This window comes from Sphingosinicella sp. (assembly GCF_013911755.1).
Classification (GTDB): domain Bacteria; phylum Pseudomonadota; class Alphaproteobacteria; order Sphingomonadales; family Sphingomonadaceae; genus Sphingosinicella.
The window spans coordinates 1-13,412 of the sequence record NZ_JACESP010000024.1 but is presented as its reverse complement, the minus strand read 5'-3'; the positions used below and the strand labels follow the sequence as shown (position 1 = coordinate 13,412).

Sequence of the window (13,412 nt, the reverse complement as noted above, 5' to 3'; positions counted from 1 at the left end):
CCGGAGGGCCCGTCCATGAGCAAGCCGCCGCTTCTCTTCATCCACGGCATGTGGTCGACGCCGCATGTGTGGGACTGGTTCGCGGATCGCTATCGCGCCGCCGGACATGACGTCCATGTGCCCGCGCTGCCCTATCACGACGTCGATCCCGCCGAGCCGCCGTCGCCCATTCTCGCCACCATCGGCGTGCAGGACTATGTCGACGCCGTCGCCGCCGTCGTGCGCACGCTGCCCGAAAGCCCGGTGATCGTGGGCCATTCGATGGGCGGTATGCTTGCGCAGAAGGTCGCGGAGGCCACCGGCGCGCGCGGCCTCATCCTGCTGTCGCCGGGACCGACCGCCGAAACGCAGAGCATTTCGCTCGCGCCGCTGCGCACCGTGTTCGGCATCGCGGTCAAGCGCCAGTGGTGGAAGCAGCCGACGAAGATCGACGCCGAGCGCGCGCGCTGGGGCATATTCAACGAAGTGCCCTTTGATGTCGCCAGCGCGGAAATCGCAAAGCTGGTGTGGGATTCGGGCCGCGTGCTCTTCCAGATGTCGATGCCGTGGGCCGACAAGACGCGCGCGACGCGGGTGGACTACGGCAGGCTTTCGATGCCCGCGCTGGTGGTCGTCGGAGACCGCGACCGCATCACCCCCATCGCCGTCGCCCGCGCGACGGCACGCGCGCTCACCGGCCACACCGACTACCGCGAGATCATGGGCGCAGGTCACTGGCTGTTCCACGATCCCGTCCGCGACAAGGTCGCGGCGGAGATGGACAGCTTCCTCAGGCAGTTCGGCTAGCGCGCCACATCGGCCAGACCGGCGGACAGCCGGGCGGTGGAGCGAGCATGGGCAGGTCCTGAAACCCGAAGTGTCGGTAAAGCGGCAGGTTCCGCTCCTTCGTGCTTTCGAGATAGCAGGGCAGGCCGGCGGCATCGATGCGTGCGAGGCCCGCCCGAATCAGCGCGCCGCCAAGCCCTTTGCCCTGCGCCTCCGGCACGACGCCGACCGCGAACAGGAAAGCGTGCGGCTCCGGCGGATGCGCCTTGCTGAACACGGCATCGAGCGCGAGCCCGCGTCGCATCGCGGCGAACCCTGCGCTCCGGCCGAGCACCGCTGCGACCTTCAGCGTGGCGATCAGCCCCGCATCCTTGTCGCGCGCATCCATCAGCCAGAGCGTCGCCCCATCGCCGCCGGCGACGTGTCCGAAACCCCGCGCCAGATAGAGGTGGCGTGCAAGCGCCGTGAATGTCGGCGCCATGGGCCGCGCGCCGAACACCCAGCGGTTGACCGGGTCGTCATCGAACGCGCGCGCAATGATCGCGCCTGCCGCATCGGCATCGCGTGCGTCGGCGATCAAAACGCGCTGCCGTCCTTGCGCGTAAACGGGCCGTCATTCCGCGGCAGGTGCATGTCGATATCGGGATAGGTGCACGTATCGTCCGGAACGTTGCTGCCGACGACGAGCAGCACCGCGTCTGCATTCGATCGGTTCACGAAATGGTGCGCATCGCCGTCGTTCTTCGGAAACGCCGCGCAGTCGCCGGGGCGCATCACGGTCTCGCCCGCGTTCGTCACCAGCACGGCCTCACCCGAAATCAGAATGGCGAACTCGTCTTCCTTGCTGTGCCAGTGGCGCTGGCTCGACCACGCGCCGGGTTCGAGACGGCAGAGATTGACGCCGAAGTCGGTAAGCCCGCCCGGACCGGTGAGGCGGCGATAATGACGCCCCGCGACATCGGCATTGTAGGGGGCGGGATAGCCGGTGCGGCAGACTTCCGGAATCGTATCGAGATCGAGTTTGGGCATGGCGCTTCCTTAACCTGGCAGCGCCATTATAAGCACCTCTCATGTCTGCTGCCATCGACCCGCTCGCGCTTGCCCGCGCGCTCATCCACTGCCCCAGCATCACCCCGCGCGACGAGGGCGCGCAGGCGGTACTCGCCGAAGCGCTGGAGGCGATCGGCTTCAGGGTGTGGCGTCACGTGTGGGGCGAGGCACCCGATGGCCCCGTGCACAACCTCTTCGCGCGCATCGGCAGCGGCGCCCCCCATTTCGCCTTCGCCGGGCACACCGATGTCGTGCCCGTGGGCAATCGCGACGGCTGGTCCGTCGAACCGTTCGCCGCCGAGGTGCGAAACGGCCAACTCGTCGGGCGCGGCGCCGCCGACATGAAGGGCGCCATCGCCGCGTTCGTCGCGGCGGCAGCCGGGAATATTCCCGCTGTGGGCTCGCTCAGCCTCATTATCACTGGCGACGAGGAAGGCCCGGCCACGTTCGGCACCAAGCCGCTGCTGGACTGGATGGAGGCGACCGGCAACGTCCCCGATCACTGCCTCGTCGGTGAACCCACCAGCCGCCACCGGCTCGGCGACATGGTGAAGATCGGACGGCGCGGTTCGGTGAACGTGTGGATTCGCGTGGCCGGCGCGCAGGGACACGTCGCCTATCCGCACATGGCCGACAATCCCGTCCGCCACCTCGTCAACATTCTCCACGCGCTGCAGGCGCGCGAACTCGATACCGGCAATGCGTGGTTCGATCCGTCGAACCTCGAAATCACCGACATGACCGTCGGCAACCCGGCGACGAACGTGATCCCGGCGCATGCGGAAGCGCGGCTCAACATCCGCTTCAACGACGAGCACACCGGCGCGGAGCTGGTCCAGTGGATCGAGACGGTCGCCGCGCGCGAGACTGCCGGCGCCAGCGTCGAGGCGAAGATTTCGGGCGAGGCGTTCCTCACCGAGCCCGGCGAATTCAGCGCGCTTCTCGCCGATGCGATCCGCGCCGAAGCGGGGATCGAAACCGAATTTTCGACCAGCGGCGGCACATCCGACGCGCGCTTCATCCGGCGCCTGTGCCCGGTCGTCGAGTTCGGCCTGCCCGGCCAGTCGATGCACAAGACCGACGAGCATGTTGCAGTGGACGATCTCCATGCGCTCACGCGCATCTACGGGCGCATCTTACAGGCGTATTTCACGTAAGGGCGGTGCCCACTCTACCCGCTGTTCCGAAGCCCCGCCGCGATGCCGTTGATCGTGAGGTGGATACCCTCGCGCACACGGGCGTCCGTCTCGCCGCGCCGGTAGCGGCGGATGAGTTCCACCTGCAGCGCATTCAGCGGTTCGATATACGGCAGCCGCATGCGGATGCGGCGGGCGAGCACCGGATCGTCACCGAGCACGTCGGACTCCCCGGTGATTTCCAGCAGCGCGTCGCACGTGCGGTGCCAGCCCGCGCTGATCGCGCCGAATACCTTCGTCCGCAGCGCCTCATCCTCCACGAGATCGCTGTAAAGCGCAGCGATATCGATGTCGGATTTCGCGAGCACCATCGCCATGTTCGAAAGCGTCGCCGCGAAGAACGGCCACTCGGCATTCATCGCGCGCAGTAGCCCCTTGTCCTCGAACCCGGCGAGCGCCGCGCCGACACCGTACCAGCCGGGAAGCATCACGCGCGACTGCGACCAGCTGAAAACCCACGGGATCGCGCGCAGATCCTCGATCCGGTCGGACTTCGTGCGCGACGAGGGCCGTGATCCGATCTTGAGTTCGGCGATTTCGCCCACCGGCGTTGCGGCGCGAAAGTAAGTGTTGAAACCGGGCGTCTCGTAAACGAGCCCGCGATACGCCGAGCGCGCCGTGCCGCTCAGCGTCTCCATCGCGGTGCGGAAGCGCGCGAGATCGGCGGGATCGGTTTCGGGCGGCGCCAGCGTCGCGAGCAGCGTCGCTGACGTCATCGTCTCCAGGCTGAGCGCGGCGAGCGCGGGCGTGCCGTATTTGGAGGCGATCACTTCGCCCTGCTCCGTGATGCGGATGCGTGCGCCGACCGTACCCGGCGGCTGCGCGCGGATGCCCGCGAACGCCGAGCCGCCGCCGCGCCCGACCGTGCCGCCGCGTCCGTGGAAGAGTTGCAGCCGCACGCCCGCCTCGGCGAACACGGCGGCCAGCGCGCGCGAGGCCTCGAAGAGCGCCCAGCTCGACGTGAGATAACCGCCGTCCTTGTTGCTGTCCGAATAGCCGATCATCACTTCCTGCACGCCGCCGCGCGCTTCGGCGAGCGCCTGCGCCTCCGGCATCGCGAGGAAGTCGCGCATCACCGCGGGCGCGGCTTCGAGATCCTCGATCGTCTCGAACAGCGGCGAGACCATGACGTCACATGCGGGCACGTCGCCGGGGCGGTAGAGGCCGACCTCCTTCAAAAGCAGGTACACCTCGAACAGGTCGGCGACGCACGTCGAATGCGAGATCAGGTAGTTGCGGACCGACGCAGGGCCGTAGCGCGCGTGCGCGTCGGCTGCGGCGCGCAGGATGGCGAGTTCGCTTCGGGTCGTTTCCGAATAGTCCGCGAACGGACTGGCGAGAAGACGCCGGTGCGCGAGCTCGCGGCGCAGCAGCGCGGTGCGCGCCTCTGTGCTCAGCGCATCGTAATCGTCGCAGACGCCCGCCTCCCGCAGCAATTCGGCAACCACGGCGCGGTGGACGCCGCTGTTCTGCCGCATGTCGAGCGAGGCGAGGTGGAACCCGAAAATGCGTGCCGCACGGATCAGATCGTCAAGGCGGTTGCCGACCAGCCGCTCCCCGCCGTGCGCGACAAGGCTCGCGCGCACCACCTCAAGGTCGGCGATCAGTGCGTCCGGTCCCGGATAGCTCTCCGCGATCAGCGCGGAGGCGCGCGGCGCGCGGCTGCCGGTCCGCTCCGCATGGGTCTCCGCGAGCCGCGCGTAGATGCCCGAAAGCGCGCGGCGATAGGGCTCATCCTGCCGGTGTGGGGATTCGTCGCCGCTTTCGTCGGCAAGCGCGGCAAGGTCCGGCGTGATGCCCGCGATCGAGGCGCTGATCGAAAGCTCGGCACCCAATCGGTGCACTTCGTCCAGATAATATTGCAGCACGGCGCGCGCCTGCCCCGCGAGCGCGGTCCGCAGCGTTTCGGCGGTCACGAACGGGTTGCCGTCGCGGTCGCCGCCGATCCAGCTTCCCGGCTTCAGAAAGCTGCCGACCGCCGCGCCCATCAGCGCTTCGGCGCGGCGGTGCAGCGCGGGCAGCACCGGCAGCAGGCTTTCGCGCATGACGCTGAGCGCGTTCGCGATTTCATCGACGACGAGCAGGCGCACCGCACGCAGCGGGCGCGTCTGCCAAAGCAGCGCGATCTGGCGGTAAAGCTCCGCGTCCACCGCCCGTTTATCACCCGCCGACGGCCGGTTCGCGACGAGTTCGGCGATGGCGCTTTCCCGGTCGATCACGCTCTTGCGCCGCACCTCGGTCGGGTGCGCCGTGAGCACGGGCGAGATCAGCGCGCCCGCGAGCGTCGCGGCGACTTCCCCCGGCGCGATGCCGTGGCGCGCGAGTTCGGCGAGCGCGCCTTCCAGGCGTTCGGGCCGCGTTTCGGACCCCTCCGGCACGGTCGCCGCCTGCCGGTCTTCGGCGATGTTCGCGAGCAGCGAGAAGTTCAGGAAGCCGCGAATGAAGCGCACCGCGTCGTCGAGGCTGAGCCCTGCGAGCAGCCGCGCCAGCTCCGCGCGTCGTTCCGGCCCGTCGTCGCGGTGCACCGCGACCGAAGCCTGCCGCAGCGCCTCGATCGTGTCGAACGCGGCCTTGCCGTCGAAATCGCGGATGACGTCACCGAGCAGGCGCCCGAGGTGGCGCACCTCGTCGCGGTCGGAAAGCGTGGCGGGCTGGCGATGCGGAACAGGGCTCATGCCGACAAGGCTATTCGCGCCGATGCTGCACCGCAACAGCAGAAGGCCTACGCCTCGAGTTCGGAGTCCCAATAGAGGTAATCGCGCCACGTTTCGTGGAGGTGGTGCGGCGGGAAGGCCCGGCCGTTCACCTGCAGTTCGTGCGCAGTCGGCTGGCGCGGCGCCGAGCGCAGCGCCATGTGCGCCTCCGCCGGGGTACGCCCGCCCTTGCGCAGGTTGCAGGGCGCGCACGCGGTGGTGACATTCGCCCACGTCGTGCGCCCGCCGTATGCGCGCGGCACGACATGATCGAAGGTGAGATCGTGCCGCCCGCCGCAATACTGGCAGCTGAACCGGTCGCGCAGGAACAGGTTGAAGCGCGTGAACGCGGGGTGCGACGACGGTTTCACATAATCCCGAAGCGCGATCACCGAAGGCAGCCGCATCGCGAAGCGCGGGCTGTGCACCACGCGGTCGTATTCGGCGACCACCGAAACCCGGTCGAGGAATGCCGCCTTGATCGCGGTCTGCCACGACCACAGGCTGAGCGGATAATAAGAGAGCGGCGTATAATCGGCGTTCAGCACCAGCGCCGGGCAACTTTCCGGCGAAACCACACGCGTATCAAGAAGTTCGGTCGTATACATTGAGCCCCAGTCCGCTTTTTCGCGGACTGCCGGGGCGCTACCCGTACCCTGTCGCACGCAAGGCGGCCGCACCGGCCGTCCGTAACCTTACTGCACGCACCATACAGCGTATTGTGTGTCGCCGCTATGACACCACTTGATCTGGGGTGAGGTCAATGCGCTTTGTGCAGACTGCGCCAAGAATTTCGGGGAGTCCATCATAACGGTCGTCACACGCTTCGCGCCGAGCCCCACGGGGCGCCTGCATCTCGGCCACGCCTTCTCGGCGCTCACGGCGTTCCGCTTCGCCGCCGCGCACGGCGGCCGTTTCCTGCTGCGCATCGAGGATATCGACACCGGCCGCTGCCGCCCCGAATTCACGGACGGCATTTTCGAAGATCTCGCCTGGCTCGGCCTTGCATGGGAAATGCCGGTGCGCCGCCAGTCCGAACACATGGACGATTATGCCGCGGCGCTTGCACGGCTGAAGGCGCTCAGCGTGGTGTATCCGTGCTTCTGCACGCGCGCCGACATCGCCGCAGCCGCAAGCGCCCCGCACGGCGCGCAGCCGCTCTACCCCGGCACCTGCCGCGCGCTGGACGCGGAAACGCGCGCGCGGCGCATGGCGGAACCGCACGCATGGCGCATCGACATCGCCCGCGCCGCCGCCCTTGCCGGGCCGCTTTCATGGCAAGACGCTGCACGCGGCGAGATCGCGGCAGCGCCCGAGGTCGAGGGCGATGTGGTGATCGCGCGCAAGGACGCCGGCACCAGCTATCACCTCTCCGTCACCGTCGACGATGCACTGCAGGGCATCACCGACGTCGTGCGCGGCGAGGATCTGTTTGCGGCGACGCATATCCACCGGCTGCTGCAGGCGCTGCTCGGCCTGCCGACGCCACATTACCACCACCACGCGCTGCTCACCGGCCCGGACGGCAAACGCCTCGCCAAACGCGACCGTGCCGAAACGCTCGCCGAACTTCGCGCACGGGGCGTCCCGCCAGAGGCGATAAAGCATCAACTCGGTTTTGCCTGACGCGGCAAGTTTTGTTAGGCGGTGCGCGCCGGGGGGCGAGAAACAAGGAGATCGACACGTGTGGCGTATCGCGCTCGCCGCTCCCATTTGCCTTGCATCCGCCGCGGTGCTCTCCCAGACGCCGCCGACAGAACAGCGGTCCGCGGAAGGCGTTCTTCCCGCGCCCGTTGCAGAGATGATCCGCGCCGCCGAGCCCGGCCAGCTCGATACCATTGCCGCACTCGCACGGCGAACGCAGCCGCAGGCGATGGCCGAGATCGATGCGATGGTTTCGGAAATCCGCGCCGCGCATGAAGCCGAAAAGCAACGCCGTCAGGCGCTCGCCACGCAGGGCTTCACCAACGGCTGGGAGGGCGAGGCCGCGCTCGGCGCGACCCTCACCAGCGGCAACACCGACGAGCGCGGCGCTTCCGGCAAGATCGATCTGGTGAAACAGGGCCTCACGTGGCGTCACCGGATCTTCGCCGAAGCCGATTTCCAGGAATCGGACGGCGAGCGCACGCGCGAACGCTATGGCGCGTCCTATCAGGCCGACCACCGTTTCAGCCCGCGTTTCTACACGTTCGGTTTCGTCGGCTGGGAAAGTGACCGCTTCGCCGGCTTCAACCGTCGTTTCACCGAATCCGCCGGTTTCGGCTGGATCGCTGCGGAAAGGCCGCGGGTCCGGCTTGCCTTCGAAGGCGGCCCGGCGCTCCGCCAGACGCGCTCCGTCTTCGACGAGCTGGAGCCGGATGCGGATCGCAACCGGAACGAGCTCAGTGTGCGCGGCAGGACGAATCTCCGCTGGACCGTGGTCGGCGACCTGATCTTCACCGAGGAAGCCGGCTTCGTCGTCGGTGACGGCAACGACACGCTGTTCGCGAACAGCGCGCTCACCACCAAGCTCATCGGCAATCTCTCGACGCGGCTATCGTTCGACGTGAAGCACGAAACCGATCCGCCCGACGACAAGGTGAAGACCGACACGGTGACGCGCGCCAGCCTCGTCTACAAATTCTGATTCTACAAATTCTGATCGCCGGCACGCTGCGGCGTGACATGGGCGCCGAAACCCGTATTACTCTTGCCTCATGACCGGACTCGTCATTGCCCTCATCGTTATCGGAGCGCTTGCGACCGCCGCCGTGCTCGTGCGCGGCATCATCGTGATGGCGCGCGGAAAGGACATCACCGGCCAGCAGTCGAACAAGCTGATGAGCTACCGCGTGCTGCTGCAGGGGATTACCGTCATCCTTGTCATCATCCTTATCATGATGACCCGGAACGGCGGCTGATTTCATGGTCAAGCTCAACAAGATCTACACGCGCACCGGCGACGACGGCACGACGGGCCTTGTCGACGGCAGCCGCCGCGCCAAGCACGACGCGCGCGTCGCCGCCTACGGCACCGCCGACGAGGCGAACAGCGCGATCGGTGTCGCGCGGCTCCATGCCGAAGGCGCGGACGATGCAATGCTCGCGCGCATCCAGAACGACCTGTTCGATCTCGGCGCCGACCTCGCGACGCCCGGAGAGATCACGGGCGCGCTCCGCGTCACGCAGGCGCAGGTTGACCGGCTGGAGCGCGAAATCGACGCGATGAACGTTGATCTGGAACCCCTCACCAGCTTCATCCTGCCCGGCGGATCCGCGCTTGCGGCCCAGCTTCACGTCGCCCGCACGGTCGTTCGCCGCGCCGAGCGAATCGCCGTGGAGGCGAACGAGACCGATGCGATCGGCGAGCTGCCCATCAAATATTTGAACCGATTGTCGGATCATTTGTTTGTCATGGCACGTCACTGCAACGACAAGGGCAGGGCCGACGTGCTCTGGGTTCCGGGCGCCAACCGGGAAGGCTGAACGCGGCCCTTCCCGAACAGGGAGGACGCATGGCTTCACAAACGATTTGCGCGCACGCCGCGCTCCGCCGGTTCCTTTCAAAGATTCGGCGACACAGCGTTGATCTCGTCGCGCCGCTTTCGGACACGGATGCGAGCGCGCAGTCGATGCCCGATGCGAGCCCGGCGAAATGGCACCTCGCGCACACGACATGGTTCTTCGAAACCTTCGTGCTTGCCCCGCATGTGCCGGGCTACAGCGTGTTCGATCCGGCATACGGCTTCCTGTTCAACAGCTATTACGAAGCCGCCGGGCCGCGCCTTCGCCGCGACCGGCGCGGGATGCTGACGCGGCCGGCGCTCGCCGAAATCCTCGCCTGGCGCGCTCACGTCGATGCTGCGCTCGACCGCGCGATCGATGATCTGCCGGACTCCGCGCGGACGCTGATCACACTCGGTTGCCACCACGAGCAACAGCATCAGGAACTGCTGCTGACCGACATCTTGCACCTGTTTTCGGAAAACCCCTTCGCGCCCGTTTATGCGGAGGACGCGCCCTTCCCTGCGTTGAACGCCGATGCCCATGATTGGCTGGCGCATCCCGGCGGCATCGTTTCCATCGGCCACGCCGGAGACAGCTTCGCGTTCGACTGCGAAACCCCCCGCCACCCCGAACTGCTGCAACCCTTCGCGCTCGGATCGCGGCTGGTAACGAACGCCGAATGGGCCGCGTTCATCGACGATGGCGGCTACCGCATGCCGACACTCTGGCTTTCGGACGGGTGGGCATGGGCCGAGCAGAATGACGTCACGGCACCACTTTACTGGCGGCGCGAGGACGGCGGCTGGTCCACGATCACGCTCGCGGGGCGGCAGGCAGTCGATCCCGCGGCACCGGCAACGCATGTCAGTTACTTCGAAGCGGATGCCTTCGCGCGCTGGGCCGGCGCGCGTCTGCCGCGCGAGGCGGAATGGGAAGCGATGGCCGAAAACGCGGCGCTTTCGCAGCTGTTCGGCACCTGCTGGCAATGGACCCAGAGCGCCTACGCCGCCTACCCCGGCTTCCGTCCGGCGGCCGGCGCTGTGGGCGAGTATAACGGCAAGTTCATGTGCGGGCAGTTCATCCTGCGGGGCTCGTCGTGCGCGACACCCGAAGGCCATGCCCGCCCCACCTACCGCAACTTCTTCTATCCCCACCAGCGCTGGCAATTCACCGGCGTGCGGCTGGCGAAGGACATTTAGGAACGGACACGTCATGACGTCAGCAACAGAAGACCTGGTGAAAGACGATTTCGCGGATGCCGTGGTGCGGGGCCTGTCGCAGACCCGCAAGGTGATTCCGGCGCGCTACCTTTATGATCGGCGCGGTTCGGAGCTTTTCGAAGCGATCACCACGCTTCCCGAATATTACCCGACCCGCACCGAAACCGGGCTTCTGGACGCGCACGCCGATGAAATCGGATGGATCGCGGGTGCGGGCAAGGTCGTCGTGGAATTCGGATCCGGATCATCGACGAAAACACCGATCTTCGTGGAGGCGGTGCGCGCCGCCGCTTATGTGCCCATCGACATTTCCGCGGGCTTCCTGCGCGATGCGGCGGCGCGGCTGGAGCAGGTGCTGCCCGGCCTCGATATCCTGCCGGTGGCGGCCGACTTCACGAAACCGATCATGCTGCCGCACGCCGCCCGGGACCGCCCGATGATCGGCTTCTTCCCCGGCTCGACGATCGGCAACCTCACCCATGCCGCCGCCGTTGACCTGCTGCGCGCGTTCCGTGCCACGCTCGGAGAGGCGCCGTGGCTCGCCATCGGCATCGATCTGCGCAAGAACCCGCGCCTGATCGAGGCGGCATATGACGATTCAGCAGGCGTCACCGCCGCGTTCAACCTCAACCTGCTGGCGCGCATCAATCGCGAACTCGGCGGCGATATCCCGCTGGATGCCTTCGAACACCGCGCACTGTGGAACGACGATCTGGGGCGCATCGAAATGCACCTCGCCGCGACGCGCGACGTCCGCTTTCATGCGGTCGGCGAAACATTCAGCCTCCGTGAGGGCGAGACGATCCACACCGAAAACAGCCACAAGTACACGATCGAGGAGGCGCGCCTGCTCGCCCGCGCCGCCGGGTGGCGACCAGTCCGCTACTGGATGGACGCGCGCGGCCTGTTCAGCCTGCATCTTTGGCGCGGCGGCGCGGACGAAATGGAGCCCTGACGCTCATTTCACTGGGTATGGTGGGGATTCGATCCAGCCCGGCATGGGCGAATCCCCGTACACCGCCCCGATTTGACGATGATCTGACGGAGCGTTCGCGCGGCCGCTGACGCTGGTGGCCTAGATGAGCACGTGTCGGTGGTGGTGGTCGCAGCCGCTGCCGGCACGGAATTTCATTCGAAAGCACGAAACCATGCCGTCCGATCTCAAGCGCGTCCTTATTACCGCCGCGCTCGCCGCCGCCGCGTTCAACGCCACCGCGCCCGCCAGTCGCGCCGTCCACATGCAGGGCGCGCCCGCGATGCTTGCGGGTGCCGATGCGGCGAAACAAACCTTCGTCGGCGAGCACCGTCCGAGCAGAATCCGGATCGGGAAGTGTGCAGGGGAGGAGGACGCGCCCTTTGCCAACCTCCTCGAAATATGATCTTCACCCTCTTTGTCTCTGGCGCTTTTCCGCGGCCGGACGTAGGCAATGCGGACTGAATCCATCAGGCAGGAGGCAGAACCCATGAGCATTCCCCCGACGATCACGCGCGTTGAGCTCGGCGGCTCCAGTGACCCGACCTTCATCATCAAGGATGGCGAGACGTATTACGTCACCCAGTCGGTCGCGACCTACGAACTCGCGAAGGCGACGACCGCGCAGGAAAAGAGCGACGTCGAAAACCTCGTCCGCATCTTCGAGGCTGCGAAGAAGGCCGGGGATTCTGTCGAGGCCGTGAAGCTGCCGAAGTCCAACAACGTCATGGCCTTCCAGCAGACCTGGGGCGGCGGCAGGTAAAGCGGGCAGCCGGTTCGTGATGAACGGTGACGCTGCCGGAGCCCGGCGGCGAGCGGATGGTCATGACCGATTGCTTCCCGAATGGCTGACGCTGGTACCGCCCTCGGACCGCTGGCGGCAGGTCGATGCCGCCGAAATGCTGGCACGCCTTGGCCCGGCGCTCGAGTGGGCGGGCGTCACCCGGATCGGCGAGGTGACGCACCTCGACCGCATCGGTCTGCCGGTGTTTCAGGCGGTGCGGCCGATGAGCCGGTCTCTCGCCGTGCATCAGGGCAAGGGGCGCTGCGAGGCCGATGCGCGCATTTCCGCAGCGATGGAAGCAATCGAGGGGGCCTGCGCGGAGTCGGTGCAGGCGGACGGGCCTTTCTGCCGTTTTGACGATCTTCCCGAAGAGGCGCGTCTGCCTCGCTTCCTCGATTATGGCGAGGTGCGGCCGAGCCGCACGCAGTGGCCGGACGCGCCGATCCGCTGGTACGCGGCCGAACGCTTCCCCGAAGGCGGCCGCGTCTTCGTTCCCTTCGACACGGTTTCGGTGGATTTCACCTTCGACGGCGACAGCCCGTTCGCGCGGTCGAGCCTCGGCCTCGGTGCGGGGGCAAGCCTTGAGGACGCCACGCGCGCGGCGCTCTTCGAACGCATCGAACGCGACGCGCAGGCGTATTGGCTGAAAAGCGGCATGGCCGGGCAGGCCCGCGCGCGCGTCGATCCAGAAACGATCGAAGCCCCGTGGTTCCACGCGCTGGTCGATCATCTCGCGGATCTCGGCATCGCCATTGCCGTCTACATCGTCGAAGGCGTCGGCCGGCTGCCCGTGGTGATGTGCCGTCTCGACGATCCGGGCTATGCGCCCTCGTTTCTCGGCGCCGCCTGCCGCCCCGATCCCGACGACGCGCTGTTCCGCGCCTTTGCGGAGGCGGCGCAGTCGCGCCTCACCATCATCAGCGGCGCGCGCGACGATATCACGCCCGAAGAGCCCACGCAGGCCGGCCGCCGCGCGCTCGGGGCGCCGACCGGTCAAAGCACGGACTGGCGCCGCGTGCGCGATGCCTATTACGCGCGCCCGTCCTTACCGGCGCTCTGCACGGGCCTTGCGGAAGACGGCGTGCGAAACATGCTGCGATGCGACCTCTCACTACCCGGCGTCAGCGTCGTGCGGCTCTGGATGCCGGGTCTGCTGGGCGCCGAACAATGCCTCTAAGCGTCTACATCGGCCCGACGCTCCCCCCCGAAAACCGCCCCGCCGCCGACAACATCATATACTTCCCC

General features: G+C 67.2%; 15 protein-coding genes. 11 read left to right on the top strand and 4 right to left on the bottom strand.

Going from position 1 to position 13,412, the window contains the following annotated elements; all coding sequences use genetic code 11:
* Window positions 1-15: 15 nt before the first annotated feature.
* Window positions 16-786 (top strand): alpha/beta hydrolase, encoded by a 771-nt coding sequence (locus tag H2052_RS14850; RefSeq protein ID WP_293783251.1) that lies wholly within the window; start codon window positions 16-18, stop codon window positions 784-786.
* On the opposite strand, the gene H2052_RS14845 is transcribed toward H2052_RS14850, so the two are convergent.
* Both H2052_RS14845 and H2052_RS14840 read right to left on the bottom strand, forming a co-directional pair.
* Window positions 770-1,345 (bottom strand): GNAT family N-acetyltransferase, encoded by a 576-nt coding sequence (locus tag H2052_RS14845; RefSeq protein ID WP_293783248.1) that lies wholly within the window; start codon window positions 1,343-1,345, stop codon window positions 770-772. The genes H2052_RS14850 and H2052_RS14845 overlap by 17 nt on opposite strands.
* Entirely contained in the window at window positions 1,342-1,794 is a 453-nt protein-coding gene (locus tag H2052_RS14840; protein ID WP_293783245.1) for a cupin domain-containing protein, read from the bottom strand. Before H2052_RS14840 ends, H2052_RS14845 begins: the two co-directional genes overlap by 4 nt.
* Before the next feature lie 41 nt (window positions 1,795-1,835).
* On the opposite strand from H2052_RS14840, the gene dapE reads away from it, so the two are divergent.
* Complete coding sequence (dapE, locus tag H2052_RS14835) at window positions 1,836-2,972, top strand: succinyl-diaminopimelate desuccinylase (RefSeq protein WP_293783242.1); 1,137 nt, start codon at window positions 1,836-1,838, stop codon at window positions 2,970-2,972.
* 14 nt (window positions 2,973-2,986) lie between these two features.
* Here the strand turns inward: dapE and ppc are convergent, their stop codons facing one another.
* The gene (ppc, locus tag H2052_RS14830; protein ID WP_293783240.1) at window positions 2,987-5,686 is read right to left on the bottom strand and encodes a phosphoenolpyruvate carboxylase; all 2,700 of its coding nucleotides are present in this window, start codon (window positions 5,684-5,686) and stop codon (window positions 2,987-2,989) included.
* A 47-nt stretch (window positions 5,687-5,733) separates the two neighbouring features.
* A complete protein-coding gene (locus H2052_RS14825) occupies window positions 5,734-6,312 on the bottom strand; it encodes an HNH endonuclease (protein WP_293783237.1) in 579 nt (192 codons plus the stop codon).
* Between the two features lie 196 nt (window positions 6,313-6,508).
* On the opposite strand from H2052_RS14825, the gene gluQRS reads away from it, so the two are divergent.
* From gluQRS to H2052_RS14780, 9 genes are all read left to right on the top strand, one after another.
* Complete coding sequence (gene gluQRS / locus H2052_RS14820) at window positions 6,509-7,330, top strand: tRNA glutamyl-Q(34) synthetase GluQRS (RefSeq protein ID WP_293783354.1); 822 nt, start codon at window positions 6,509-6,511, stop codon at window positions 7,328-7,330.
* 58 nt (window positions 7,331-7,388) lie between these two features.
* Window positions 7,389-8,330, top strand: coding sequence for a DUF481 domain-containing protein (locus H2052_RS14815; protein ID WP_293783234.1), 942 nt, complete (start codon window positions 7,389-7,391; stop codon window positions 8,328-8,330).
* 70 nt (window positions 8,331-8,400) lie between these two features.
* Entirely contained in the window at window positions 8,401-8,604 is a 204-nt protein-coding gene (locus H2052_RS14810) for a twin transmembrane helix small protein (protein ID WP_293783230.1), read from the top strand.
* 4 nt (window positions 8,605-8,608) lie between these two features.
* On the top strand, window positions 8,609-9,169 hold the full coding sequence (locus H2052_RS14805) for a cob(I)yrinic acid a,c-diamide adenosyltransferase (RefSeq protein WP_293783227.1): 561 nt from the start codon (window positions 8,609-8,611) through the stop codon (window positions 9,167-9,169).
* A 29-nt stretch (window positions 9,170-9,198) separates the two neighbouring features.
* A complete protein-coding gene (gene egtB / locus H2052_RS14800) occupies window positions 9,199-10,389 on the top strand; it encodes an ergothioneine biosynthesis protein EgtB (protein ID WP_293783225.1) in 1,191 nt (396 codons plus the stop codon).
* Window positions 10,390-10,402: 13 nt separating this feature from the next.
* Entirely contained in the window at window positions 10,403-11,365 is a 963-nt protein-coding gene (egtD, locus tag H2052_RS14795) for an L-histidine N(alpha)-methyltransferase (protein ID WP_293783222.1), read from the top strand.
* 193 nt (window positions 11,366-11,558) lie between these two features.
* Window positions 11,559-11,789 (top strand): hypothetical protein, encoded by a 231-nt coding sequence (locus tag H2052_RS14790; protein ID WP_293783219.1) that lies wholly within the window; start codon window positions 11,559-11,561, stop codon window positions 11,787-11,789.
* Between the two features lie 84 nt (window positions 11,790-11,873).
* The gene (locus H2052_RS14785) at window positions 11,874-12,146 is read left to right on the top strand and encodes a hypothetical protein (protein ID WP_293783216.1); all 273 of its coding nucleotides are present in this window, start codon (window positions 11,874-11,876) and stop codon (window positions 12,144-12,146) included.
* 19 nt (window positions 12,147-12,165) lie between these two features.
* Window positions 12,166-13,344 carry a YcaO-like family protein gene (locus H2052_RS14780; RefSeq protein ID WP_293783213.1) on the top strand — a complete coding sequence of 393 codons (1,179 nt, stop codon included), beginning with the start codon at window positions 12,166-12,168 and terminating at the stop codon, window positions 13,342-13,344.
* Window positions 13,345-13,412: the final 68 nt, after the last annotated feature.

Excerpts from the sequence above, each read along its gene's own strand:
- H2052_RS14850 (WP_293783251.1), top strand. The coding sequence starts at position 16 with ATGAGCAAGCCGCCGCTTCTCTTCATCCACGGCATGTGGTCGACGCCG.
- H2052_RS14840 (WP_293783245.1), bottom strand. The coding sequence starts at position 1,794 with ATGCCCAAACTCGATCTCGATACGATTCCGGAAGTCTGCCGCACCGGC.
- dapE (WP_293783242.1), top strand. The coding sequence starts at position 1,836 with ATGTCTGCTGCCATCGACCCGCTCGCGCTTGCCCGCGCGCTCATCCAC.
- ppc (WP_293783240.1), bottom strand. The coding sequence starts at position 5,686 with ATGAGCCCTGTTCCGCATCGCCAGCCCGCCACGCTTTCCGACCGCGAC.
- H2052_RS14825 (WP_293783237.1), bottom strand. The coding sequence starts at position 6,312 with ATGTATACGACCGAACTTCTTGATACGCGTGTGGTTTCGCCGGAAAGT.
- H2052_RS14810 (WP_293783230.1), top strand. The coding sequence starts at position 8,401 with ATGACCGGACTCGTCATTGCCCTCATCGTTATCGGAGCGCTTGCGACC.
- H2052_RS14805 (WP_293783227.1), top strand. The coding sequence starts at position 8,609 with ATGGTCAAGCTCAACAAGATCTACACGCGCACCGGCGACGACGGCACG.
- egtB (WP_293783225.1), top strand. The coding sequence starts at position 9,199 with ATGGCTTCACAAACGATTTGCGCGCACGCCGCGCTCCGCCGGTTCCTT.
- egtD (WP_293783222.1), top strand. The coding sequence starts at position 10,403 with ATGACGTCAGCAACAGAAGACCTGGTGAAAGACGATTTCGCGGATGCC.
- H2052_RS14790 (WP_293783219.1), top strand. The coding sequence starts at position 11,559 with ATGCCGTCCGATCTCAAGCGCGTCCTTATTACCGCCGCGCTCGCCGCC.
- H2052_RS14785 (WP_293783216.1), top strand. The coding sequence starts at position 11,874 with ATGAGCATTCCCCCGACGATCACGCGCGTTGAGCTCGGCGGCTCCAGT.
- H2052_RS14780 (WP_293783213.1), top strand. The coding sequence starts at position 12,166 with ATGAACGGTGACGCTGCCGGAGCCCGGCGGCGAGCGGATGGTCATGAC.